At 46.6% G+C, this 25,363-nt stretch carries 24 protein-coding genes and 1 tRNA gene; 14 read left to right on the forward strand and 11 right to left on the reverse strand.

Features of this window, described 5'->3' with window-relative positions:
* Positions 1-21 precede the first annotated feature (21 nt).
* Complete coding sequence (locus MLD56_RS02285; protein ID WP_029514726.1) at positions 22-498, reverse strand: disulfide oxidoreductase; 477 nt, start codon at positions 496-498, stop codon at positions 22-24.
* Between the two features lie 236 nt (positions 499-734).
* Between MLD56_RS02285 and MLD56_RS02290 the strand changes: the two genes are divergently transcribed.
* Positions 735-1,361: a nitroreductase family protein gene (locus MLD56_RS02290; protein WP_029514727.1), complete on the forward strand. Its 627-nt coding sequence runs from the start codon at positions 735-737 to the stop codon at positions 1,359-1,361.
* Between the two features lie 106 nt (positions 1,362-1,467).
* Here MLD56_RS02290 and mprF read toward each other — a convergent pair whose 3' ends face one another.
* Positions 1,468-4,110 carry a bifunctional lysylphosphatidylglycerol flippase/synthetase MprF gene (gene mprF / locus MLD56_RS02295; RefSeq protein WP_029514728.1) on the reverse strand — a complete coding sequence of 881 codons (2,643 nt, stop codon included), beginning with the start codon at positions 4,108-4,110 and terminating at the stop codon, positions 1,468-1,470.
* A 212-nt stretch (positions 4,111-4,322) separates the two neighbouring features.
* On the opposite strand from mprF, the gene MLD56_RS02300 reads away from it, so the two are divergent.
* The 3 genes from MLD56_RS02300 to MLD56_RS02310 all read left to right on the forward strand — a co-directional run bounded on the left by MLD56_RS02300 (position 4,323) and on the right by MLD56_RS02310 (position 7,801).
* Entirely contained in the window at positions 4,323-5,084 is a 762-nt protein-coding gene (locus tag MLD56_RS02300; protein ID WP_029514729.1) for an AAA family ATPase, read from the forward strand.
* A 249-nt stretch (positions 5,085-5,333) separates the two neighbouring features.
* On the forward strand, positions 5,334-6,536 hold the full coding sequence (locus MLD56_RS02305) for an MFS transporter (RefSeq protein WP_029514730.1): 1,203 nt from the start codon (positions 5,334-5,336) through the stop codon (positions 6,534-6,536).
* A gap of 212 nt (positions 6,537-6,748) precedes the next feature.
* Positions 6,749-7,801: a lactonase family protein gene (locus MLD56_RS02310; protein ID WP_029514731.1), complete on the forward strand. Its 1,053-nt coding sequence runs from the start codon at positions 6,749-6,751 to the stop codon at positions 7,799-7,801.
* 134 nt (positions 7,802-7,935) lie between these two features.
* Here MLD56_RS02310 and MLD56_RS02315 read toward each other — a convergent pair whose 3' ends face one another.
* Both MLD56_RS02315 and MLD56_RS02320 read right to left on the reverse strand, forming a co-directional pair.
* Complete coding sequence (locus tag MLD56_RS02315) at positions 7,936-8,892, reverse strand: ArsR/SmtB family transcription factor (protein ID WP_029514732.1); 957 nt, start codon at positions 8,890-8,892, stop codon at positions 7,936-7,938.
* Between the two features lie 270 nt (positions 8,893-9,162).
* Positions 9,163-10,128 carry a hypothetical protein gene (locus tag MLD56_RS02320; protein ID WP_029514733.1) on the reverse strand — a complete coding sequence of 322 codons (966 nt, stop codon included), beginning with the start codon at positions 10,126-10,128 and terminating at the stop codon, positions 9,163-9,165.
* Positions 10,129-10,402: 274 nt separating this feature from the next.
* Between MLD56_RS02320 and MLD56_RS02325 the strand changes: the two genes are divergently transcribed.
* Complete coding sequence (locus MLD56_RS02325) at positions 10,403-11,035, forward strand: NAD(P)-dependent oxidoreductase (RefSeq protein WP_029514734.1); 633 nt, start codon at positions 10,403-10,405, stop codon at positions 11,033-11,035.
* Positions 11,036-11,068: 33 nt separating this feature from the next.
* Positions 11,069-12,673 carry an NAD(P)H-hydrate dehydratase gene (locus tag MLD56_RS02330; protein WP_241113459.1) on the forward strand — a complete coding sequence of 535 codons (1,605 nt, stop codon included), beginning with the start codon at positions 11,069-11,071 and terminating at the stop codon, positions 12,671-12,673.
* On the opposite strand, the gene MLD56_RS02335 is transcribed toward MLD56_RS02330, so the two are convergent.
* Positions 12,657-13,151, reverse strand: coding sequence for a hypothetical protein (locus MLD56_RS02335; protein ID WP_165148014.1), 495 nt, complete (start codon positions 13,149-13,151; stop codon positions 12,657-12,659). The genes MLD56_RS02330 and MLD56_RS02335 overlap by 17 nt on opposite strands.
* A gap of 170 nt (positions 13,152-13,321) precedes the next feature.
* On the opposite strand from MLD56_RS02335, the gene MLD56_RS02340 reads away from it, so the two are divergent.
* Entirely contained in the window at positions 13,322-14,158 is an 837-nt protein-coding gene (locus MLD56_RS02340; protein WP_029517887.1) for an HAD hydrolase-like protein, read from the forward strand.
* A 183-nt stretch (positions 14,159-14,341) separates the two neighbouring features.
* On the opposite strand, the gene MLD56_RS02345 is transcribed toward MLD56_RS02340, so the two are convergent.
* The 3 genes from MLD56_RS02345 to MLD56_RS02355 all read right to left on the reverse strand — a co-directional run bounded on the left by MLD56_RS02345 (position 14,342) and on the right by MLD56_RS02355 (position 19,646).
* The gene (locus tag MLD56_RS02345) at positions 14,342-16,093 is read right to left on the reverse strand and encodes a methyl-accepting chemotaxis protein (RefSeq protein ID WP_029517886.1); all 1,752 of its coding nucleotides are present in this window, start codon (positions 16,091-16,093) and stop codon (positions 14,342-14,344) included.
* Between the two features lie 167 nt (positions 16,094-16,260).
* A complete protein-coding gene (locus tag MLD56_RS02350) occupies positions 16,261-17,292 on the reverse strand; it encodes a ribonucleotide-diphosphate reductase subunit beta (protein ID WP_029517885.1) in 1,032 nt (343 codons plus the stop codon).
* Positions 17,293-17,312: 20 nt separating this feature from the next.
* Positions 17,313-19,646 (reverse strand): ribonucleoside-diphosphate reductase subunit alpha, encoded by a 2,334-nt coding sequence (locus MLD56_RS02355; RefSeq protein ID WP_029517884.1) that lies wholly within the window; start codon positions 19,644-19,646, stop codon positions 17,313-17,315.
* Between the two features lie 525 nt (positions 19,647-20,171).
* On the opposite strand from MLD56_RS02355, the gene MLD56_RS02360 reads away from it, so the two are divergent.
* Both MLD56_RS02360 and MLD56_RS02365 read left to right on the forward strand, forming a co-directional pair.
* Positions 20,172-20,519 carry an MTH1187 family thiamine-binding protein gene (locus tag MLD56_RS02360; RefSeq protein ID WP_029517883.1) on the forward strand — a complete coding sequence of 116 codons (348 nt, stop codon included), beginning with the start codon at positions 20,172-20,174 and terminating at the stop codon, positions 20,517-20,519.
* 73 nt (positions 20,520-20,592) lie between these two features.
* Positions 20,593-20,664, forward strand: a tRNA-Thr gene (locus MLD56_RS02365).
* A gap of 93 nt (positions 20,665-20,757) precedes the next feature.
* On the opposite strand, the gene MLD56_RS02370 is transcribed toward MLD56_RS02365, so the two are convergent.
* The 3 genes from MLD56_RS02370 to MLD56_RS02380 all read right to left on the reverse strand — a co-directional run bounded on the left by MLD56_RS02370 (position 20,758) and on the right by MLD56_RS02380 (position 23,343).
* Positions 20,758-21,930 carry a site-specific integrase gene (locus MLD56_RS02370; protein ID WP_029517882.1) on the reverse strand — a complete coding sequence of 391 codons (1,173 nt, stop codon included), beginning with the start codon at positions 21,928-21,930 and terminating at the stop codon, positions 20,758-20,760.
* A 112-nt stretch (positions 21,931-22,042) separates the two neighbouring features.
* Positions 22,043-22,612, reverse strand: coding sequence for a hypothetical protein (locus MLD56_RS02375; RefSeq protein ID WP_029517881.1), 570 nt, complete (start codon positions 22,610-22,612; stop codon positions 22,043-22,045).
* Positions 22,613-22,974: 362 nt separating this feature from the next.
* Complete coding sequence (locus tag MLD56_RS02380; RefSeq protein WP_029517880.1) at positions 22,975-23,343, reverse strand: helix-turn-helix domain-containing protein; 369 nt, start codon at positions 23,341-23,343, stop codon at positions 22,975-22,977.
* Positions 23,344-23,513: 170 nt separating this feature from the next.
* On the opposite strand from MLD56_RS02380, the gene MLD56_RS02385 reads away from it, so the two are divergent.
* The 5 genes from MLD56_RS02385 (at position 23,514) to MLD56_RS02405 (ending at position 25,338) form a co-directional block, all read left to right on the forward strand.
* Complete coding sequence (locus MLD56_RS02385) at positions 23,514-23,768, forward strand: helix-turn-helix transcriptional regulator (protein WP_049817010.1); 255 nt, start codon at positions 23,514-23,516, stop codon at positions 23,766-23,768.
* A 199-nt stretch (positions 23,769-23,967) separates the two neighbouring features.
* Entirely contained in the window at positions 23,968-24,162 is a 195-nt protein-coding gene (locus tag MLD56_RS02390) for a hypothetical protein (RefSeq protein WP_029517878.1), read from the forward strand.
* 135 nt (positions 24,163-24,297) lie between these two features.
* Positions 24,298-24,813, forward strand: a complete 516-nt coding sequence (locus MLD56_RS02395) for a helix-turn-helix domain-containing protein (RefSeq protein ID WP_029517877.1) — start codon at positions 24,298-24,300, stop codon at positions 24,811-24,813.
* Positions 24,814-24,823: 10 nt separating this feature from the next.
* A complete protein-coding gene (locus tag MLD56_RS02400) occupies positions 24,824-25,105 on the forward strand; it encodes a hypothetical protein (protein WP_029517876.1) in 282 nt (93 codons plus the stop codon).
* Positions 25,102-25,338: a hypothetical protein gene (locus tag MLD56_RS02405; protein ID WP_029517875.1), complete on the forward strand. Its 237-nt coding sequence runs from the start codon at positions 25,102-25,104 to the stop codon at positions 25,336-25,338. Before MLD56_RS02400 ends, MLD56_RS02405 begins: the two co-directional genes overlap by 4 nt.
* Positions 25,339-25,363: the final 25 nt, after the last annotated feature.

Below are 25,363 nucleotides of genomic sequence, written 5' to 3' on the forward strand. Positions count from 1 at the left end.
ATAATTGGGTCTCTTTCATACTTATGCGAGTTCTGTTGCTTGTACCTCTCCCTGAGCTGATTTTTTCTCCTTTCGCATGATATAACTCATGGCTACAATAATAAGGATGAAGGCGATCAGTGCGAGAAAAGGAATGGTGATGAAATCGAACCAGTTTAGGTAATCCTGTTCACAGGATACTCTGCCGCAGGAAGTTGAAGTTTGCGTAGCTGCTTTGGCGGCTGCATGGATGCGCTGAATGGTAAAATGATAGGCCGAAATCGCACCTCCAATAATAGCCAACGGCATGACATAACGGCGTATCCCCGAATCCCCTCGAAAATAGGCGATCCCGAGTAGAAGGGTCAGGGGATACATCAGAATGCGCTGAAACCAGCATAGCTTACAAGGCTCATACCCCAAAATCTCACTGAGATACAGACTGCCCAAAGTTGCCACACAAGCTACAACCCAGGCGGCAAACAAAGCAATATCTGTTTTTTTAAAAGATCCAATCATAGTAACGCTCCTTTTTTAATTCAAATGAGAACAAAATGAACTCATTATGTCTTGTCCCATCGGCAGGCATCTGCCGATATGTATGTCTTTATCCGTATTGTACTGTATTTTGAGTGCAGGGTCATACTTAAACATATTGACATGACTCACTATCATTTTTATAATTGCAGTAGTTTGGGAAGTTAATGAGGATTCAAGTTAGATATATATCATAAGAAATTAGGAGTGTGCCCAGAATGTCGAGTAGTCCAAAAAATGAAACCCTATCTACGATTAGTGAAAGACACGCGGTAAAGAGCTATGTTAAGGATTTTAAATTGCCAGAGGAAGATTTGGAGGCTATTTTGACTGCGGCGATAGAAGCTCCTTCCGCTTGGAACCTTCAACATTGGAAATTCCTTGTTATCGAAAGCGAAGCGGACAAGCAAAAATTGCTGCCTATCGCCTACAATCAGGGTCAAGTAGCGGAAAGTTCCGTTACGATTGCCGTATTGGGTGATTTGGAAGCGAACCGCAACACCGTCATTTATGATCAAGCGGTAGAAGCAGGCGCACTGCCAGCGGAAATCCGTGACGCATTGGTAGGTCAAATCAACAGCGCGTACCAAAACCCGCAAGTAGCTCGCGATGCAGCCATCCTGAACTCTGCTTTTGCAGCACAAAATATTATGTTGGCTGCTAAATCTCTGGGCTACGACACTTGCGCAATGGGCGGTTTCATTCCAGCACAGTTGATCGAGCAATTCAATATTCCAGCACGTTACCTGCCAACCCTGCTTATTAGTGTAGGTAAGGCACAAGTGCCAGCACGTCCATCAGGACGTTTTCCACTCTCTGAAGTTGTTGTAAAAGGCAGCTTCTAAGAAGATTTGTGAATATAAAAGGGTGTTCCTGCAACCGTTCGTGGTTGGGGAACACCCTTTTTTACATCGTGTTAGGCTATTAAAGTTCCTGTTGTCAGCCCTTTGTTTAGTCCGAGCGCTTGGATACGAGATATACCAGCTCCAGCGTCAGGATCGGTAGAAAGACAGAAGCCGGATAGGCCAGATAGCGCGGCTCCCATTGCGGCTTGAACTTATCCTTAAAGCGCCGAAGCCCCTGAAAGCCGTAAAAATGTCCCCCGTATTGGAAAACAAGTCGAGCCAGTTTTTCCTCGCGCAATGCCTTTTCACTTTGTCCTACCTGGGACAGCGGTGCCATTCCCAGATTAAATGTCGTATACCCACTCTCCTTGGCCCACTCAATGACCCGTGTGAATAAATAATCCATCGTGCCATTTGGCGTGTCAGACAAGTGGCGCATCAGGTCAATGGAGACCGTCCGTCCATGATCATAGGCAGGGGCCATCGTAGCGAAAGCGATGACCTTCCCTTCAGAGTCCTTTAGCAATGCAATCGGAGCCAACTGAAGATAGGGTTCTTTGAACCAGCCGAGTGAATATCCCTTCTCCTTGCGTCCATCCAGCCAAATATTCGAAACCTGACGAATCTCCTCAATCAGTGACGCCTCTAGAGGCGGTTGGATGATTTCGAACGAGTAGCCCTCGCGGTCAAAACGGTTTTTGGCGCTGCGTAGCGCTTGATTGCTTTTGCCCGTCAGTGTAAATGATTCCAGCGGCACCAGTGCTTCCTCGCCCAGTTTGAAAAAGCGATAGCCGTTCTCGTGATAGATGGACAAATACTCCGGCGAGGCCTGATAAAATACAGCCGTTAACGCATACCGATCTGCGAACCGCTGAAATTCCTGAATGGCTTCACTCACACGTTCTTTTGGACCGAGTGGGTCACCTAATACAATCAGTTTGTCCCGGCTACGAGCGTAGGGAATGACAACCTGTTCATTTTTGGTCCAATACAGATATTTATCGCCCAGAAAAAGCATATGAGAGACGAGATTACCACCCTGCCGTTCCAAAAATTCTTTTAGCTTATCCAGCTCCTGCTCGTCGGGTAGATTAGCGATGCTACGCTGAGGTCGAAGAAAGAAATATACCGTCAGGAATACCCATGCCAAAATCAGACTAAACACGGCGGTAACTCCGTAATCGCTGCGGTTCATAAAAAAGTCTAGATGGACCTTGGCATGCAAATGGCGCATAAAGGGAGTGTTGGAGCCTGCCCCAATGATAAAATAAGCCCCGGTTACGAGTAGAGATAATCCACCCCATATTAAAATGTTGTGCCGATTCAGCGGCGCACTGACCCGATAAAACCGCGAACGCGAAATCCATAGCATTAAAGCCACAAACAGTAGGAATAAAGCTTCTTCAAAATCCAGACCTTTAGTGAAGGTGAAAATAGCTCCTGTCAGAAGCAGTATCAATGTCAGTCGCAATGCTCTGCGAATACGCAGGGAGATTCCATGGGACAGGACGACAAGCATAATTCCGATGATGACCGAGATTTCATGCGACAAGCGCATGACGGGCAGGCTGAGCAAATGCTCAGCAAAACGAAGCCGATATAACAGACCGGGCGTAGCTGCCGACAAAAGAAGCACCACGCCGGAGATGAGTACCAGCTTACCAAGCGCCCATACCCCTAGATCGGCCAAAAACCGGAATTGACCAGGCCAGCCCCATACCTTCTGCCAGGCATTAAGGGAGTAATCCCAACCTGTCTCAGCTAGCTGATTCAGGCGCTCGTTACGCGGAATCATTTCCAGCGCGGCTAATACCAAGCCGATGAGCCACGGGATGATGTAATAAAAGACGCGAAAGACCAGTAGGACAGCCAGTGCCCGATCTGAGTTGGCTCCCGCCATTTGCAGCCCGAGCAGGGCAATGATGTCGAATGCCCCGACCCCTCCGGGTGCAAGACTGATTAACCCGGCAATCGCGGCTATTACATAAATACCGAACACAGCATGCATCGGCAGTTCATGGAGCAAGTGCGAGCCGATCCATGCAAAGGTAAGGCCAGCCAGCAGCCATTCCAGCAGGGAAGCACTGATGGAAGCGGAGATGGTGGACCAGGAAAGCTGTCCTTCTCCCTTGTTGAACCATGTGGAGTACCGTTTGGAGCGCTGCATGATCAGGAATAGCGGTAGGTACAATGCCATTCCCCACAGCGCCCAATGAAGCCACGGGTGAGCATCCAGTACAGGCTGTACCGGATACAGATGAACAATGGCTCCCCAAGCCAGCAAAGATAGTCCGGTAATGACGACTGGCGAAAGAAACACGACCGCAGAGGTGATGACACCCAACGGCACACCGCTTTTCTTATACAGTACTGTGCGAAGTCCCGCTCCTGTAAAGCCTGCAAAACCAAAGACATTATTAAAGGTATTGGAGATCCAGGCGTAGCGAAATGTTGTTCCAGGCTTGACCTGAAGCTTGAAATGATGTCTGATTACGTAATCATATGCACTCATAGCCGCCACAGCAACCAGTGAGAACAAGCCAATCTCGATGAGAAAGGTGGCATCCATTCGCCGCAGCTCATGAAGCATACGCGCCAGATTAAAGTCTTTTAGTTCTCGTCCGGCCTCCCATATAATAAAAGCCAGTACAGCCAACGGTAGCAAAATACGTGTCAATCGCTGCCTGTAGATGGTCATTATGAACTGTACGATTTTAAAAGATTGAATCGGTTTGTGATTAGATTTCATAGATTCACCTGCTTGGAAAAGAATGAGATATACACGGAATGAGGTGCTTAGATTTCATACCCGATGAACATTACTATATATTATACCTGTAATAATCGCTTCAATAACAACAGAAGGGTTACGAAATGGGATTTCAGATTGATTGCTGTAAATAATTCCAATATAATGATGGAAAACCTAGTGAATTGCTTGGCAATGGAGCTGATTTGGATATGAGTATATGGGACCGTAATCTTTTTATACGTCGCCTGGAGCTGATATGGCCTCCAGATGCGGACAAGAGCCAATATCCGTTTAACTTAAAAGCCTTACACCAGTGGAACGAACTCAAATTTCATCCTTCCGTCACCTATATTATTGGAGAAAATGGCGTAGGTAAATCGACGCTTATGGAGGCAATCGCGGTCGCGTGGGGATTTAATCCAGAGGGAGGTACTAAAAATTTCAATTTTTCTACACAAGCCACGCATTCCTCACTGTATGAGCATATCCGGCTGGTGAGAGGGGTAGAAAAGCCAAGGGATGGCTTCTTTTTCCGGGCGGAGAGCTACTATAATGTGGCGACTCACATCGACGAGCTGGACCGAGAAGGAGGAGGGCGACCGATTCGAGATTCCTACGGGGGTAAATCGCTGCATGAGCAGTCGCATGGCGAGTCTTTTTTTGCTGCCTTTGTGCATCGGTTTGGAGGGCAAGGATTGTATATTTTGGATGAACCGGAAGCTGCATTATCGCCTTTGCGCCAGATGGCCATGCTTGCACGGATTCACGAGCTGGTACAGCAGGGCTCACAGTTTATCATTTCTACTCATTCCCCTATTTTGATGGCTTATCCAGATTCCATCTTGTATCATCTGACACATGAAGGGATCGACACCCGGACGCTAGAGGAAACCGATCATTTTATCATTACGAAACAATTTCTGAATAACAGGGAAAAGATGATACAGGAGCTATTCGAAGATCCACAATAAAGTTCGTAGGGACCGCCAGACCGTTCCAGAAATTCATCCTGGTCGTTCGTTATGAGAGGGACAACATCGCCATTTCAAATTGTTCCTTTTTGCTGTTCTGCCCAAAGGAAAGATTCAGGGTTATCGGAAGTATTTTATGATTGTTATTTGTCCTTCTCTCTATTAATATAATGAAGAGTTTTGCTGGAATGGTTGCAAAATAAGATTTTCGTATACGAAATAAAGAACCTGAGGAGGACAAAACGCTACATGTCAGATTCACAACAGTTGAAAATGGGGCCGCTGGTCATTTTGATGATTAATATGTTTATTGCCATGCTGGGAATTGGCCTCATTATTCCGATCCTTCCCAAGTTTATGAGCTCCTTGGGAGGCAGTGGTGAAACGGGTGGTTATTTGGTTGCCGTGTTTGGCTTAACCCAATTCCTGTTTTCGCCGTTAGCGGGAGAATGGTCCGATAAATACGGACGTAAAAAAATGATTATTATCGGTTTGGTAATCATGACGGCGTCTTCTGTATTGTTTGCGATTGGGGAATCGTTAACCATACTGTATATCTCCCGTTTGCTGGGAGGTGCAGGAGCAGCTTTTATGATTCCTCCGATGATGGCCTATATTGCTGATATTACAACGGTCCACAATCGCGGTAGAGGAATGGGATTGTTGGGTGCCGCCATGTCTCTTGGCTTTGTGATCGGTCCTGGTGTGGGCGGCTTGCTGGCAGATATCTCGATTCGTACGCCCTTATATGTTTCGGCGGCCGTATCGGGCGTAGCTGCACTGATTTCCTTGATTATGCTGCCCGAAACCTTGTCGCTGGAGAAACAGTTGAAGTTTCGGAATGTCAAGGCCAAACGGGATAATGTGATTAAACAGTTTGCCCTTTCTTTCCGCAAGCCTTACTTTATGCTGCTGATTATGATATTCACGCTAACCTTTGGATTGACGCATTTTGAAACGATGTTTCCTTTCTTCGTGACGGGCAAGTTTCATTACAATGAGCGTGATATTGCTATCATTATTACCGTAGGAGCACTGGTCGGAACCGTGATTCAAGCTGTGGTCATTAGCCCGATGTTGAATCGTTTTGGCGAAAAAGGTGTCATTATCGGCTCCTTTCTGTTTTCAGCGATTTCCCTTGTGCTTATGCTGCTCTCCGGCAACTTTTATTATGTACTCGGGGTATCGCTCATCTTCTTTACCGCTACGTCGTTGCTGCGGCCAGCCATTAATACTGCTTTATCCAAAATGGCGGGGGATGAGCAGGGAGTTGCAGCCGGCATGAACAATGCTTATATGAGTATTGGTAATATTCTGGGGCCTGCACTTGCGGGTAAATTGTTCGATGTGCATATCAATTTGCCATATATTTTTGGGGCAGTCATTCTCATCCTTAGTTTGGGGCTGGCTGTAAAATGGAATAGCAGAGATACGCAAACCACAGCGGTTTAATGTTGTTCTTGTCGTAAATTTAGTCTCTTTTGGTGTGAACTGTGACGTTCTTATGAACCACAGATGGCGCCGAAGGAGGCTATTTTTTTGCATACATTGCGAAACGTTAATGAAACGACAGAATCTTGGGTAATAATGCATGATGGTTTTACAACAAGACAAATAGTAGAGCTAAAAGCCAGATAAAAAAAGCTAGAAGGAGCTGAGAGCCGATGGAAGAGCGGAATGAGCAGTTATTTTATACAGGGACTTATGCGTCTCGTCAGGAAAGAGGAATATATGTATGTGCTTTGAATGTGACCCATGGTGATCTGCGCATGGTTGGAGGTGTGGAAGGGATGGAGAGGCCTTCTTTTCTCGCGCTACACCCGGATGGGACAAAGCTGTATGCTGCCAGTGAAACAGAAGGAGGCGAGCTGTATGCGTATCAGGTGAATACCCAGACGGGGGAATTACATCCTTTGGATCGCAAAGGGACAGAGGGAGCACATACTTGCTATGTTTCCGTAACAACCGATGGACGATATGTGCTGGCTTCCAACTATTCAGGCGGCAATGCCGTTGTGTTCCCTGTGACGGAAGCTGGAGGATTGGGAGACATGTCGGGGCAAGTTCAGCATACCGGCTCAGGTATTCGCCAGGACCGTCAGGATGTGGCACATCCGCATTCGATTATTCCAGATCCTTCAGGACAGTATGCCCTGATATGTGATCTGGGGCTGGATCAGATTGTGGTATACCGTTTGACAGAGGATGGCAAACTGGTGACCCATCGTGAGACAGATTTGCCACCTGGTTCTGGACCGCGTCATCTGGTTTTTCATCCTTCGCGTCCATATGCTTTTGTCGCCAATGAGTTGAACAATACCGTCGCTGTGTTTAGTTATAACGAACGTAATGGTGAGCTTACATTGCTGCAAAGCCTGTCCACACTGCCAGAAGGCTTTATAAATGTAGAAAATACGGCAGCCGATATTCGGATTACGCCCTGTGGACGCTTTTTGTATGTGTCAAACCGCGGCCATGACAGCATCGTGCTATACCATGTCGATCTGGACAGCGGCAAGCTGAGGACGGTTGAATGGGTGGAAACCTTCGGCAGCACACCGCGTAACTTCAACATCTTGTCCGGTTATCTGGTAGTGGCGAATCAGGATGGAAACAACCTCGTATCCTTTGCAATCCATGGTGAGGATGGACGGTTGACCCGAACGGGATATGTGCTGGAGGTTCCTTCACCTGTATGTATTGAACCTGTACGCTAATCGGATAGCACGTGGCAAAAGAGTACGATATAAGTGAATGAAAAAATAAAACACGGCGCTTTAAAACACGGCGCTTTGTTTCCCATGAAAGGCATGGGCAAAACGCCGTGTTCAGGTCTTGAAATGGCCTAAAACTATTTGCTGCTATCGCCAGCTTCTACCGTTACTGCTTTGGTATGATTTTCTGCATGTTTGTAGTACAAACGGAACAAGATGTCCTGATTGTAGTTACCGAATCCGGTGCCGAACAGAGTAACCCCTCCCACATGCTGGGCATCATCCAATATGGCAATACGGAATTTCCATTGTTTCTGATCAATCAGCACTTGGCTTAAAGTCACGTCAGAAATTTGCTTCCCATCCATAAAGGTACCCTCGGAGGTAACGCGAAGTCTTTTGAGGAGACCATATTGATTGATAAAATCAGGCCACCATGCAGGTGTGTATTTACCACGGTTATCCCCGAAATCCCCTGGGCTGGTCCATGTACCCAAATTCACATCATTTAGGAAAAAAGTGATATCTGAAGGCCAATTATCATTGGTAAAAGGGGCCTCGGATGATAGTTCCATCGAAATTTCCAGTTCCTCAGCTTTTTGGCTGGACAGTAGGAAATTCGGCACCTTATAATCCATATATCCTTGGCTGAACCATAGAATTTTGGAATTGAAGCGCTCAGGGTCCAAGAACGAACGAGGCTCATCGAATTCACCAATGATCTTTTCGACGGTAGCCAGTCCGCAGGTCGCCTGTATTTCAAAATCTGTAAAGTGTCCGACGGAAATCTCTGTCTGATGGAATTGCCGTACATCCTGCTGATAGCGTGGCATGGCGATTTCAATTTTGTCTGTTGCCAGTGAGCACACTTTCTGTACCCCGCCTCGTCCGGGCAGCATTTTGGTCGAAATAATGGACGCTCTCTCCAGTTTCTTGACATGCATCGTCATAATCGCACTGCTGAGCCCCAAAGCTTCCGCCAGCTCACGTATATTCATAGGCTTCTCCGCAAGCAGAACAATCATGTTTAGCCGAACCTCACTGGCCAGCGCCTCATAAACGGGAAGTGATTTTTCAGAAATGTCCAGTTGCATAGTTCCTCCAATTCTAACGCACATCATAAATTGATGGTAGTTTAACATATATGGATTTTTTTCAATAATAATACATAAAAAACGATATGATTTACATTTATATAAACAATATACCCTTTCCTTGATCATTGGCACAAGCCTAACCCCACAAAAATCCAAAAATTGTTCAAAAAACAGGACACCCCATAAACTCTTTCTTTGTTGTTGGGATGTCCTGTGATGGTATGTGATTTGCAGGTAGGATACGGGTAAAGGCATGTCCATTGGTGTTTAGGATCGGATATGTTCTTCTGCCAAAGAAGAGTCAGCCGTTTTATCTTTATCTGCTGCGCGTAAATCCTGATGTTGAGAAGCATCTGCCTTGATCAAGCCGGGATGACCAACATAAGGACGATCACTGCGAGAGCGGCCTCGGGTAAGTCGGAAGCCGATCAAGAACAGCACAAGCTGAACAGCCAGTATGTAGGGAGACGCTTCCGGTCCGATCCATTGAAGCAGGGCGACAGCGGCGATTACCAAGCACAACAGGCTTGTTGGAAAATGGGATGCCGTCACGTCCAGATCATTTTGCCTGCGCAGGGTCATCAGCCGGTACACATACAGTAGGGCGATCAAGCCTGAAACGAACCTCATCCATGCACACCCTATGAGCCATGAGGCAGATTGTGCAGTGTCGGGCAGACTAACATCAACATGGCTGGAGGCTGTCAGTTCCACAACCAGCCTTGTGACCAACCAGACGATTCCTGCCAGTGCCAGCGGACCAGCTGCTGGACGCAATAGCTTCCACAATGCTGTTCCCCAGCCCGGAGCATGAGATTCCAGCAGAACAAGACGCCGTTCCTCAATGAGTTTGTTCATTTCACGCTCCAGTGATTTGAGAAGCAATTCTCTGCGGAACGCATCACACTCCCGAAGGGATGCTTGAACCTGCTCTTGAAGGTGAGGGGTCAAATAGGGAGCAGCTTTGGCTTCCTGGAGAGCGTGGATGAGTCCGTTCTGGTACTGCTTTTCGCTGTTATTGAACCCGTTCTGGGTAGTGGTTTGGAGGCAACCAGCTAATCGTCCATAGATACGCAGCGATTCCTGTAATTCTTCCAACCGCTGCTGACGCGAATTTCGAAGCTGGGCTGCACTGTGAACATACAGCCATACCAGCAAAGACAACGCCAGCAGGAAGGCGATCAGACCGGGTGAGATATATGCGACTAACGCCGCGAAGTCCGTCGGGGACACCCGCAATCCCTCCTTCCATTGTTCTTTCTACACTATTGCACAGACTACACAGGCATTTCAAGGGCTTGTATACCTTTGACCAGGATATATGAAGTATTTTTTGGTAAAATAGACAAGATTACAAGCAGGAAGAGGAGATTCGGCATGAATAAAAATATAGAAAATGCAACAGAACATCATGAGACATCAAATCGATATCCTGCACGGGTTTAAGCTGGAGATAAAACGGATAAATAACAGTAAGTAAATTATAGACAGGAAGAAGGCAGTGAATATGAAGGTTATTATTTTCGGGGCAACAGGAACAATCGGCAAAGCGTTAGTAAAGGAAGCTATCAAGCGTAAGTATGAGGTGACGGCGGCGGTGCGCGATCCGCAACATATGACAGAGCAAAGTGAATATTTGACAGTGGTTCAAGCGGATATTCTGAATCCAAATTCTGTTACGGATGTGGCCAAAGGGCACGATGCTATCATTAGCGCATACGGTCCCAAGTTTGGAGAAGAGGAAGAACTGCTCGAAGCGACTCGTTCTTTGCTGGAAGGAACTCGGCGTTCCGGCGCGGAGCGCATCCTTGTCGTTGGCGGAGCGGGAAGTCTGAAAACAGAAAACGGTGAACGCCTCATGGATACCGCCGAGTTTCCGGAGGAAGTGAAGCCGTTGGCGGCTGCCCATGCAGATGCACTGGAGCTGTACCGCGCTGCGGATGTAGACTGGACCTATTGTAGTCCTGCCGGAATGATTGAAGCAGGAAAACGTACAGGACAGTTCCGTATTGGTTTGGATCATTTGGTGGTTGATGAATTAGGCCATAGCCGTATCTCGGTCGAAGATTATGCGGTAGCCCTGATTGATGAGTTAGTAGAAGGGGAATTTGTCAATTCCCGTTTTACAGTTGGATATTAATAAGCAGGGATAGCCATACGGGAGGCGAAAGGCATGTATATGGTGACCGCCGAAGAAATGCGAGAATTGGATCGCTATACAATTGACAAGCTGGGTATTCCGGCCCTTACCTTGATGGAAAATGCCGGGCGCGCGGTAGCTGACGAAGTATTGAAGCTTTCACACACAGGGCCGGGGGATATACCGGGACATGGCGGTATTATACGGACAGAGACGTGGAGTCAAGGACGACATGACTTACGGGAACGAGAACACTGGTATATCCTCGTAGGCAAAGGCAACAACGGTGGTGACGGACTGGTGGCGGCCCGCCATTTAACCGATGCAGGTCTACGCGTCACCGTTGTGTACGTCGAGCCGCCAGACACGCTGCGGGGTGAAGCGGCTGCGCAGCGCGATATCATCGCGGCTCTGGGTATCCCGGTGATCCTCTATGGCCGGGATACCCTCGACCTGCGCGGCGCCTCCGGCATCGTCGATGCCCTGCTGGGCACGGGCACGCAAGGCCCGCCGCGCGAACCCTACGCCTCGCTGATCCGCGAGGCCAATGCCAGCGGCGTACCGCTGGTGTCGGTAGACGTGCCTAGCGGCCTTGACGCCGACACAGGTGCACTGCACGAGCCGTGCATTCGTGCGCGCGTCACCGTATGCCTCGCCTACTTGAAGCGTGGGCTCGTCCAATATCCAGGCGCCGGGACCGCAGGCGATGTGGTGGTACGCTACATCGGTATTCCACCCGGCCTTGCCCGTGAGTGCGGCGTGCAGCTGCAGGTCTTGACCCGTGACACGCTGCGCGCTGCGCTGGACGTGGATGTAAGCCGCAGCCGCGTGCCGGATGGACACAAGGGCACCTACGGCCACGTTTTGGTCGCGGCTGGAAGCCTGCGCATGAGCGGCGCGGGCTTGCTGGCCGCACGTGCCGCCCTGCGCATCGGCAGCGGCCTTGTCACGTGGGCGGTGCCCGAAGCGCTGCTGCCGCGCGTCATTGGCGCCGCGCCGGAACTAATGCTCGCTGCCGCAGCAGCAGGCGGAGACGGCGAATGGAACGCCGACTCCGCAGACGAGCTGCTACAGCTCGCGCAGGCACGTGATGTGCTGGCCGTCGGCCCCGGCCTCGGCCGCTTTGCAGGGGACACCGGCTGGCTACGCCGCCTGTGGGAGGAATACGGCGGTCCGCTCCTACTTGATGCGGACGCCTTGAACATCCTCGCCTCGGCGGGGCCTGAGCTAGAGGCTTGGAAGCCGAGAAGTGCGGCAGTCGTACTGACGCCGCACCCCGGTGAAATGGCTCGTCTGCTGGGCATACCGACAGCAGAGGTGCAGCGTGACCGTATCACCCATGCCCGGGAGTACGCCCGAACACGTGGGGTCACGCTGGTGCTCAAAGGAGCGCGCACGGTCATCGCTTGTCCCGACGGAGCGGCCTACGTCAATACCACAGGCCATGCTGGGATGGCGACAGGCGGTGCGGGCGATGTGCTAACAGGCATCATCGCAGGTTTGCTGGCTCAGGGCTTGAATGCTTCGCAGGCAGCAGCTTTTGGCGTGTATTTGCATGGTGCGGCTGGAGAAACAGCCGCACGTCATCGCCAGCATCCTGCCTCTGTGATCGCTGGCGACATTATTGAAGCCCTATAGGCCATAGCAGCAGTGGCAGGAGGAAGGCCAGCATGATCTGTAATCCATATTCACGGTTCAGCCAGTGCCTTCCTCCATAATACAGCAGTGTAATCCCTGCACCTGCTATGCCGTTGCTCCATGAAATGCCCGTTCCGGCAGGCGACATCAAAGAACCTAGCAGGAGAAAGACACTGAATCCTGCAGCGAGGTATAGGGTGAGCTGCTCGGGCTTGCGAAGCCAGGGTAAAAGATCGCATAGCGCATCAGCGACAAGAGCGGCAGGAAGGGCAAAACCATAGGCCCACAGCTGCGCGGTCAGTTCACCACTATTGCCTGCTATAGTCAGAGGAACCCCTATTACTTCCTCTGTCAGATAGCAGTAGACCCATAAGAGACCAAAAACCAATCCTCCACAGGCCAGTTTATTCAGCGCATAACAACCAAGCTCCATCCGCCAAGGCATTTTGGAATTAAATTCATTCCAAGGCTGTCTCATGTTGCGACTCCTCCTCTGATCACACTCGGTATTCACAACCAATCAAGGAATTTATTTTCAATTACAATCCGCTTACCGTTTACGACATTTCAGTTTACGTTAGCTGTGTATCATGTTCCTAAGCAAAATAAAGATTGCGGATAGCCGCGGTACGGAAAGGCGGGGATTGCATGATACAGGCGGTTATTTTTAATCTCGAAAGTACATTGTTAGACCCCGGAGGACGAGGCTTAACCCAGGGAATGCGTGATATTTTCAGATGGAAAGGTATACAGGTAACTGAAGAACAGGTATCTCATGGGCGAGGAATGCCGATCCGGGATCATATTGCGAATGTGCTGGGACTTTCAGAGGTTCGGAAAAAATGGCTGGAGTGCTTTGGTGCGCATCCTGGCAGAGTGGATATTGAGCATATTTATCTTGAGCTTGTCCCTGTTCTCCGCTCCTTGATCCAAGGGGCTGAGCCTGCTATCGGTATAGATAGGGCGCTGCAGGAGTTGCAGGATCGTCGCATTCAGTCAGGTGCCACTGCATCCTGTCCAATGGAGATGCTCAGTCACGTATTTACGCCTGCGCAGTCACCCTATACGCTGGATTGTATGGTTGCCCCTTGTGAAGTTTCGCAGGGGAGACCTTATCCGTGGATGATCTATGAAATTGCACATCGCTTGCAGGTATTTCCGCTGAGCGATATTGTGAAAGTAGGAGATACAGCAGCCGATATGCAAGAAGGACGGAACGCCGGTGTATGGACGATTGGTGTCTTGAACCATAACGAAAGCGTGACGACCGTAGCTCAAACGACCAGCCATGAAGCGGAAGACAGAGTGGCTGAGGAACGGCGCAGACAGAGTGTATATGGTTTGAAAAGAGCAGGAGCCCACATCGTGATGAACTCGGTCGCTGACTTGCCGCGTATTCTGCGTGAAATCGAAATGCTCCAGCATACGGGAGGCTATCCTTCTTACACAAAACAGGTGAAAACAGCGGCGCTACCTCCATCATAAGAACGGGTATGATTCTGGGTTGCTTGAATACACACTTCTAGGTTATATGTATGCACCTACTCGGATAAAGGTGAACTCTGCTCGGCTTTCAAAACATAATAATGGAGCATTCGCTACGTTAGCGAATGCTCCATTTTAGTTTACTTTTTTTGTTTAGTTGAATCGAATCCAGCATCATATTTACTATTCAGCGTTTTTTACCCGGAATTGGTCGGCATGACGCTGCAGATTGTTTGATAGTGTGGTCAAATTGCGGGCTACTTCGGATAGTTCTTTTACCGCTAGGGCCTGCTTCTGAGCACTTGCTGATACATCTTCTGTCATTCCGGCAGTCTGCTGTGCCGCGCTGGCTGTGTGATTTAAATGTTGATCTACGCTGTGACGTACCTCTTGCATCTCTGCCGTCAATTGAGCCAGATGTGCAGCTAACTCCTGAACTTCCTGTGAGACCTGGGTGACTTTGTCAACAGACTGTAGACATACCGAAATTTGGATTTCTTGTTCATTGACGGTCTTTATGTTTTCATCAAATTGATCACCCATTTGCTCAATTTGCTCAACAAAGCTGCTTAAGATTTCGTCGATTTCACGAATCGATATGGCGGATTGTTGGGCAAGTTGCCCCATTTCATGAGCGACCACAGAAAAACCCTTGCCAGCTTCGCCTGCACGTGAGGCTTCAATAGATGCATTGAAGGACAAAATCTGCGTCTGCTTTACGATGCCCTGTACCTGTTGACCGATGTTAGCTGCCTCGCGGGATTTTTCGGTTAACGCGTGGGACATGCGTTGCATCTGCTTGATACGCAGGGCGCTTTCTCGTCCTTTTTCTAATAACAGTTCATGCTCACTGGCTACCTGATTGCGAACCTCATTGAGATGATGGGCTGTATCCGTGAATTGCTGCACATGGCTTCCGACTTCATCCAGCGTTTGTCCTAATCGGTCAGATTGTTGAACTGATTCCACCGCTTGTTCTGCTTGGTTAATAGAGACATCGGCAATTTGCTGGAGCGTACGGGACAGTTCCTCAGTCTGATGGAGTGTCCCCTCCGTTGTCACGACGATATTCTTCGAAGCATGCTGGAGTGTACTTGAACTGCTTTGAATATCCACAATCATATTCGACATGGCTTCCACCATTTTGTTCGTCAATCCGCTGATTTCGCCTAACTGATCATATGTTACTTGCGACGATGTAACCGTAAGGTTGCCGTCGGCTACTTGCTCCAGTGTATTTTTAATAAATCTCACCTGACGCAGTATCCGCCGGGTTACCAGCATCATAGCCGTAATGGAGATGATCAGAATGATGGAGATAACAGGAATAACTAATCGGTAGGCCTCGGGCAAGGTATGTTCGTATACTTCAGTCACAGAGGACAGGGATCTATCGATTCCCAAATAACTAATGATGGTTCCATCTGTATCCTTAATGGGAGTAAAGGAGGAAAACATCGTCCCCCACTCAGGGTCCGTTGTAATATCTGTAGTCACTGTTTCCCCTTGTTTCAATTTCTCTTCCGTTTCTTTAAGGGTAAAACTTACAGGAGTTCCGAATGGACTGTAGTCTTTGTCGTCCCATGCGGCTCCATCTACCGTAATTTTCCACTCATTGCCCACACGGTTGTACATATAGATGTACAGGATTCCAGTTTGCAGCCTGAGCGTATTTAACTCGTTACGAAGTTGTTTATACTCGCTACTTTGCTCCGATGAATCCGTATTTAAGCTCTTGACTGCGGATTTGTCCAATAACTGGGCCGTGTTCTTTGCCAGCGTTTCATTATTTAGCTGCATGGTTGATAGAGAAGCATTCTGGATAGATTGATTGGTCGTCCACAGAACAATGACGCCAATCACTATTAAAGGAATGAGCAAGATGAAGTAGAGTTTGGATTGTAATCCCATTCTTTTTTTAACGCTTCTTTTCATAATATGCTCCTTACTATGTTTTTTTTACCTTCATATATATCGTGTACAAATAGGAAAATATGAATAGTTATTCAGATGTTTCATGATTTTTTTTTGCGTATTTGCGTAAATTCTCATGAAAAAAGCCTTAGCCCGGTAAGTACCGAGCTAAGGCTGTATCTTATGACTTACAAATCGTCAAATCCGTTGTCATCTCCGACCTTGCCATAATTGCGTGATTTTGCTTCAAAGAAGTCCGTTTTTGTCGCATTCAGCGCTTCATCTGAGAATGGTTTAATCCAAGGCATACAGTTTACATCTACGCCTTCGTACGCTTTGTCCATACCAAGCAGTCTCAGGCGCATATTTGCCATGTATTTGATGTAATCGCTCAGCTCGTTCAAGTCGATGCCGCGAACCTCTTTGAGCGTATAATGCGCCCAATTCGTTTCCAGCTCCACAGCGCGGTCAATCATACGATAGACATAGTCCGTATTTTCCTTGGTATTCAGCTCAGGGAAATCAGACAACAGTTGCTTAAACACTTCGGCAAAGAAGTAGCAATGCTGATTTTCATCACGCTGAATATACGAGATCATTTGGCTGGTTGCCATCATTTTCTGATCACGCGCCAAGTTGTAGAAGAACGCAAACGTACTGTAAAAGAAAATGCCCTCCAAAATCAAATCCGCTACCATCGCTTGGAAAAAGGTCTGTGGGTTCTGCTCATCGCGGAACTCCTGATAAATGTCCGAGATGAATGTGTTACGCTCCAGCAGGACGGGATCGTTTTTCCAGTATTCAAAAATTTCCTTCTGTTCCTGATCTGACACCAAAGAAGACAGAACGTAGGAGTAGGACTGGTTATGCACCACTTCCTGCTGCCCGATAATCGCTGAAATAGCTTCCAGTGACGAGTCGGTAAAATAGCGTTTTACATCCCCGACAAACATCGTTTGCATCGAATCCAGTACAGCCAGCAGGCCGATGTTAATTTTAAAGGTGCGCTGTTCTTCGGCATCCAGCACAGGGAACTGGGACGCGTCCTTGGACATCGGAATTTCATCTGGAATCCAGTGGTTCAGCAGTAGCACTTTATACAATTTGTACATATGCGGCATTCGAATATCGTTCCAATTCAAAATACCGGAGCTTTCGCCTTCAATAATACGGGTAGAGCGATTTGGCGCTTCCGTGTTAAAAATCTTCTGTAACTGCATGAGAGCTTCTCTCCTTTAGTTTAGGATGCGCAGCTATCACATTCTTCAATCGTCAGTGCGCGGCTGCGTACATAATAGGTCGATTTCATACCTGATTTCCAGGCATGGATGTGCAGCTCTAAAAATTCAGTTGCTTTAATATCAGGCCGTACATACAGGTTAAAGCTTTGGCCCTGGTCAATATGACGCTGACGTGCAGAAGCCATGTTGATCGAAGCGTGTTGATCCAGCAAGAAAGCCGTCTTGTAGTACCAGATAGTTTTTTCGTTCAAGTCAGGTGCAGGGTTAGCAATCTTGTAAGTTGTTTTCTCTTCATAGGAAAGCAGCTCATACAATGGATCAATGCTGGCGGTAGAGCCTGCAATAATAGACGTGGAACCGTTAGGCGCGATGGCGAACAGCCATGCGTTGCGGACACCGTTTTGTTGGACTTCTTCTGCAAGCTCACTCCACTCGGAGGTAGTGACAAATTTGCCTTCGCGTGTACCATCTGTATAGCCACGGGAAGTGAAATAGTGCCCGGTAGACCAGTCAGAGCCCTCGAATTTGGCATAACGGCCTTTTTCTTTCGCTAGCTCCATGCTGGATTTGACGGCCAGGTAGTTAATTTTTTCATACAAATGATCGTTATAGGTTACCGCTTCATCGGATTCCCAACGGATACCTTCCAGTGCGAGTAGATGATGCAGTCCGAATGTACCCAGACCGACAGCGCGATATTGGCTGTTCGTATATTGTGCTTGCAGTACTTCAATGTTGTTGATATCAATAACATTATCCAGCATACGTACCTGAATCGGCACGAGGCGATCCAGCACACCTGCCGGAACCGCACGAGCCAGATGGATGGAGTTCAGGTTGCACACCACAAAGTCGCCAGGAATTTTGGAAATAACGATGCGTGTTTGTCCGTCCTTGGTGACCAATTCTTCTTTTTCTACTACAGTTGCAGATTGGTTTTGCATAATTTCCGTACACAGGTTGGAGGAATACACCATACCATGGGCGCGGTTCGGGTTGGCCCGGTTTACCGTATCACGGTAGAACATGTAAGGCGTACCTGTTTCTAGTTGTGACTTCATCAGGCGCTTCATGATGTCGATAGCAGGCACCGTAATACGAGAGAGAATCGGATGCTGCGACGCCTCTTCGTATTTCTCGCGGAAGGTACCTGAACCGAAGGTTTCATCATAAAAATCTTCCAGTCCCAGTGGACGACCGTTGTCATCTTTCCAGCCCATTACTTTCTTCACTTCATGCGGACAGAACAGATTCCATTCGCCCCGTGCTTCGACCCGCTCCATGAACAGATCGGGCAGACATACGCCATGGAACACGTCATGTGCACGCATCCGCTCGTCACCGTTGTTCAGCTTCAGGTCAAGGAATGCGAGGATGTCCTTATGGAATACGTCCAGATATACGGCAATTGCACCTTTGCGAGTACCCAATTGGTCTACGCTAACAGCTGTATTGTTCAACTGGCGAATCCACGGAATGACGCCGGAACTTGTATTTTTATGTCCACGGATATCGGAGCCACGCGCCCGTACTTTACCAAGGTATACGCCGATGCCGCCGCCCATTTTGCTAAGACGGGCTACATCCGTATTGGAGTCGAAAATACCTTCCAATGAGTCGTCTACGGTGTCGATAAAGCAGCTGGAGAGCTGTCCGGCCACCTTTTTTCCGGCATTGGACATAGTTGGTGTAGCTGCTGTCATGTACATGTTGCTCATCGCCCAGTACGCTTCTTTGACCAGCTCCATCCGCTTGTCGGCAGGCTCTTGGTGCATCAGGTACATCGCGATGATCATGTAGCGTTCTTGAGGCAGTTCCATTACGCGTCCGTCAAAATCGTTGGCCAAATAGCGCTCAGACAGTGTTAACAGCCCGATATAATCGAACAACAGGTCATTTTTCGGCAAAATGGAATCGCCCAACTCATCAATCTGCTCCTTGGTATAGTAGTCGAGCAGTTCTTGACGGTAAATTCCTTTTTGGACCAAATCAGTGATCAGTGGATAAAAAGCGCCGTAAGGCTCGTCCGCATAGGATTTGTAACGGCGGTGAGTAGCCGCTTTTTTATACAAGGAAGTGAGCAAAGCACGTGCAGCGGCAAATTTCCAGTCCGGTTCTTCCTTACTAACCAATTCAAGGGCAGCCATTGCAAACGCGTTGCTAATGTCATCCCCCGTGACTTCGTCCCGGCGCAGCTTGCTAGTTACACCGCGAATGAGTCGATCCTTATCCAGCTTGTCCAGTCCGCTGAGTACACGGTCGGCATATACGGAGATGCGTATTTCGTCAAAAGCCAACTGGCGATTGTTTGGTTTGGTTACGAGTTGTGGCATAGGATTAATTCCTCGCTTTCCTGATTTGGAATCATACTTGGGAATAGGCATGAAAATGATCATGATGAGAAGATAATGGCGAAAAAAGCGATGGTCAGACAGCATTTGGGGGCTGTATGTAATCCAATAACATAGAAATAGCGATGTACCTGCCAATGAAGGGGGAAAAGATGGTTCCCGTACGATTTATCGGCTACATCACTATATTTAGACGTGTTATGAATATTTAACCCAACATATTGTGTGTAAAAACTTAAAATTTCAAATAAGTGCAAGGAGTATTATAGCAACATTCGAAGCCATACGTAAAGGAAAAGGAATGGAAAATCAAAATATACAGAGAAGTCGCGGGCTGTATTTGAATTGAGACAGTTTGAACGGTACAATGAATGATAAAGATGTTTCCTACAGAAACAAGCAGCATACATATGAACTTTTTTTGTGAAATAAGGCTGCTCGCTCTATAGACTGAAATTTTAGATTTTTAAAGAAGCGATGATTTTAATTTTAGGGAGGAACCTGGCGATGGCTATTGCAGAAGTGACAGTGATCCCGATTGGAACGGGGAGTACAAGCCTGAGCGACTACGTTGCCCAGATGCAAAAAGTGTTGAAGACGCAAAAAGGAATTACCTATGAGCTTACCTCCATGAGTACGATTATTGAAGGTTCGTTGGACGATGTATTCACCGCCATCGCTGCGCTGCACGAAGCACCATTCCTGTCAGGAGCGAAGCGTGTTTCCACCTCGGTCAAAATTGATGATCGCCGTGACAAGCCTTCCTCCAGTCACCAAAAGCTCCGCTCTGTAGCAGAGAAACTATCTGGCACCGTGACAGGAAATGTTACCGAACTAAATCCAAATCCTAGTTGAAAAAGTTGATGTAAGTGATTGATTTTTATGTAACTAAGAGTATAATAGTTTTTGTTGTCAGTTACACTGACCTGCTGGTGTAGCTCAGGGGTAGAGCAACGCACTCGTAATGCGTAGGTCGGGGGTTCAATTCCCTTCACCAGCATCTTATAAAACTCAAGTACGGCGCGGCTTCCAAGCTTTTTGGAGGTCGCGTTTTTTTGTTGAACTGAGCATTCTTCTACCATTTTTCTACCCTTTAGTCTAGTAAAGTGGGTTCTTCGGTGCTAATGCTCTCTCCTGTGATTGAATCTCCAATGTTTTTTAACACCGCTTCTTGGAGATTCGGAAGAACATGTGAATAGGTATCCAGAGTTACATTGATAGACGAATGTCCAAGTCGCTCTTGAACGATCTTCGGATGAATACCAGCTTTGAGAAGTAGTGTTGCATGAGTGTGTCGCAGATCGTGGAAACGAATCCGAGGGAAATCGGGATGTTCCTTTACAATTCTGTCCAAAATACGATAGTAATGTCTCATAAGATTGCGGGGGCCGAGAGGCGTTCCCACACTCGTTTGAATTACTAAGCCTGAATCATTGTATAGCTTATTTCTGGCTTGCTCATGTTCTTGCTTTCTAAAGTGATTTTCCAGAAAATTAACGGTATTAGCAAACAGTGCGATGGAGCGAACGCTACTATCATTCTTAGTATCATCAAGATCATGTCCTATTTCAGAAATGGTATAAGCTTGTCGAACCGAAGCCGTTTTCCTCTTTAAATCTACCTCTGATCGGGGTAGCGCAAGTATTTCACTTTGACGCATGCCAGTAGAGGCAGCGAGTTCGAAGGCCATGAAGTATTGATCTTCCGATGCAGCATCGAGGAAAATCTTTAATTGATGTTCATTCCAGACTTCAAATTTTTTCTTTTTTCCTTGGGGTAATTCTACATAAGAGGCAACATTCTGAGTGATAACTCCCCAGGTTACTGCCCGGTTTAAAGCATCTAAAACTAGGACGTGAGCTTTCTTGATAGAGGCTACAGATAATTTGGGTAGCAATGTTTCGTGATATAAATTATGGAGGTGCTGTGGTTTTAATTTTGTCATCTGCACTTTCCCGAGATTCGGCACAATGTGTGTGTTTACAAGCCACTCATAAGACTTCCAAGTACCGTGTTTAACAGAGGTTTTTTTGTCTTTGAGCCAGGTCTCCATAATTTCACCGAAAGTTTTCTTGGTCGGTTCTACAAAGGTTCCTTTATTAAAAGCACTGAGAATGTCAGGCATTGCACGTTCAGCATCTCTTTTCTTATCGAAGCCTCCATTGGGACCAGTAAGCCACTTCCTGCGACGCTTTCCTGTTACCTCATCTTTCATATCCACGACGATGTAGTATTTCTTCCCTTTCTGGGCTATATGTCCTCTCATGATGAACCTCCTAACTGAAATAGGGAATGTATGTTCTATTTTTATTTTAAAAGAAAAGCCCGAAAAGGGCTTTAGGTTATATTGTACCGAAATTCCATGCGTATGGAAATTTTTACTTTGCTCCTATTATACCAAACGTAGTCATATCATTATTCTTAATCTTAATTCTATACTTCACTCTGTTTCTAACAGTGGCCCCTTCAAAATCAAAATCTTGAAGATCTGCATTATTGTCTAAAAGGCCTATATCTCTGACGACATCTTCTGCATCCTCAAATTTGTAATCACTGTTTGTTGTCATTATTAGAGCAACAATAGCAACCATTAAATTTTCGCCAGTTTTCTCTTGGAAACCTCCAGAACCTGTTAACATAACTTCTTGTATTTTATGTGTTGAATCAACTGTACCTGTCATACTTAAATTATCATTGAACTTATACTGGAACATATTAGAATCTTCTTTTAGTTCGGATATGTGTAAGTAATCTAATTTATATTTTTTAGCAACGGCATTGAATGCTTCTGTAAAATCTTCTACTGTCATATCGAATACATATGTGTTTGAACCAGCTGCAGAAGCAGCTTTAACATCTGTATTATATCGACTTTGCGTATCCCCCTCTGTGCCACACCCTACGAGAACTACTGTTACCATAATTATTGTTAATAGAATTCTTTTCACTTTAATCTTCCTTAGTATTGCCCCATCGGCTGGGGAATTTGCTGATTTGTATTAGTGTGGAAAAAATACAAAAATATCCTTCGCTAAAAAGTCACTCTTCGTGGGAAGGGCATATGGATATATAATTGTATTTGTCTATTGTTTGATGAACACAATCTCCTATGTTCTTGAAACAATAGAATAGAAATTAACGTATAAAATTATACTGTGCAAAATATGAAATTAATCCAGATATTGAATGGAAGTGCAACTATGAAAAACGAATTTAAAAATATGTTATCGGACATTGAACAACTGAACCAAGAAAAGCCGGAAGAAGTCTATGCATTCATAGAAACTAAATTACTTGATTACATAGACACTTATAAGTCTTCATAGACCAACTTAATCATCTTCTCCAATGTTTCTTTATTTTTTGGGTCGGTTAGATCAATATTATATTTCTTCACCAACTCCTTGAGTACATAGTCTGTAGTCTCTTGAGATAAATCATTCTTTTTAGAATTAGAGCCACTTTGTTCATTCCAAGGGGTGTCGGTACGCCCGAGTAGATAATCCGTATCAACGTCGAGGGTGTCCGCCAAAGCTACCAAGGTCTCATTTGAAGGAGTGCTATGCCCATTCTCGTAATTACTTATAGCCGCCTTGGTTAAGTTAACTATTGAAGCTAATTCTTCTTGAGTTAGCTTTTTCTTTTTTCTTCTATACGCAACTCTATCTCCGCGAAACACACAACTTCCCCCTAAACAATAATTATAAAAGTACATGTATATTGTACATCTAATATACCCTATATATAAAATAAGTACATTAACCTTGTATTTAATTGTTGACATACACCAATCTTGTACTTATAATAGAGCCATAGGTACAAGATTGGTGTACAAGAGAGGTGATAAATTTGAAAAATCACGCCTTAGCAGATGCTAGAAAAAAAAGCGGTCTAACTCAAGAAGAACTTGCATTTAAACTAGGTTATTCAAAGGCTACGGTAAGCAATTGGGAAAATGGTTATTCTAATCCTTCCCTTACAGATGCGTTTAAAATTTCCGAAATCCTTAAAGCCGATATCAACTATCTTTTTTTTGGACTAAAAGTACAGGTTCAGTATACATCCCAAAATAAAAGTACAAGAACACAAAAGGGGGCCGGTTAAATGAGTAAACCGTCAACTATGAGCGAAAAAGCTTGGCGGCGGACGCATATGGCTGGCACGCTACTGGATTAAATACGGTAGAGAATTAGCGGCACATAGGGAGTAAAAAAAAGATAAAGCATCATAGGAAGTTTAGCCTATGCGTTTTTACTGGATTCGTTCCACAGAAGTCTGTTGACACGGAAAGGAGGTGCAGAAATTGAATCGGCATTCTGGCGAGATTATCACGGTTCCTGAAATGGCAAGACGAATGAAAATTCGGAAGCAGGCGGCTTATGACATGGTTGAGGAGCCAGGCTTCCCTATATATAACATTGGCGGTGCTCGCGGCAAACGAGTCCTCTGGCCGGAACCTTTGGAATGGCTAAAAGAGAACAAGTCAGGGTCCATATGAATAGAAGAAACCCGTCGGGCTGTACCGGCTCCAGCGGGTTGAGGGGATACGGGGGGGAAGAACTTACAACCTAATACTACATCAGCCCTCTGTCCGTAATAAACGTGTCATTCGGACAAAGGAGAGGAAAAAAACATGTCAATTGGACAGTTTGGTCCCAATCTTCAAGAGGTTCTGAAACGACGGGGGGAAACGCGTAACGCAGCCGGACAAGTTACCCACGTGGATGCTTCATTAATTGGAAAGATCATCAAAGGCTCCCGCAAACCATCGAAAGAGCTCATGCAAAAAGCTGCGGAGCATTATGATGACGGCCAGCTTTACATTGCAGCAGCCGGGGAAGTAACAGGCGGTGCCTTTGCACCCTGGCTGGATAATGTAGACCTACATAGGGCAAGCGTGCTTTTTAAAACGGTAGAGGAAATGCGAGAGGTTCTTACATTATCTGCTGAGGTACCAATTAGCAAAACGGCTGACCAACTTACTGATTCTGAGCGCCAAAATATGAAACGTCTACTGATGGAGACGGTTGAAGCTATTACTGCTCTTACGCATTTTGCGGCAGTGTTATGTAAGGAGTATTCGTTTTCCTGGTTGGGTACTTGGAAGGAACACCGAGCTGACCTGAAGGCAAAAAAATATATGAAATGAGGGAGCAAAAATGGAAATCGAGAGATTAGAGGATGAAGCCAAATTTGTTGCAGCAAACGCAGAGCATAATTTAAACATGATACTGCAAAATCCGGAAATCGTTTCTGAGAGTCATCGTCAAAAAAGTATTGCTCAAGCAGCATTCATGATGAATCTTCACTTGTCTTTTCAAGAACAAAATAAAAACGCCCGGCGGGCAGGCCGGACGCTTGGTTTGAGAACTCGATTAAAGTCTCTTGTGTTGCTTATTCTATCTCCTTCTGCGAGAGAAAGCAAGGGTGAGGGTGCGTGACGCAGCAGTTAAAGGAACGCCTCATTCAAAACTTTCTGGATAAGAAGGCAGGGACGCAAGCCAATACGGATGCAATATATGCTTTTCTGCAAGCAGGCGGTTCAGCTTTTTCATCTGAATTTCAGGAGCTACTACAGGAGCGGGACGAAGCCTATTTTCAATGGAATAACGCCTTGCTGAGCCTAAATCTTCTGCCAGCAGAAGAACGGTTGGAGTTTTTCGGAAATATGTAGCCAGTGATATAGGACAAGCTGGCAA

Origin of the sequence: Paenibacillus peoriae, from assembly GCF_022531965.1 — a bacterium.
GTDB classification, from domain to species: Bacteria; Bacillota; Bacilli; order Paenibacillales; family Paenibacillaceae; genus Paenibacillus; species Paenibacillus polymyxa_D.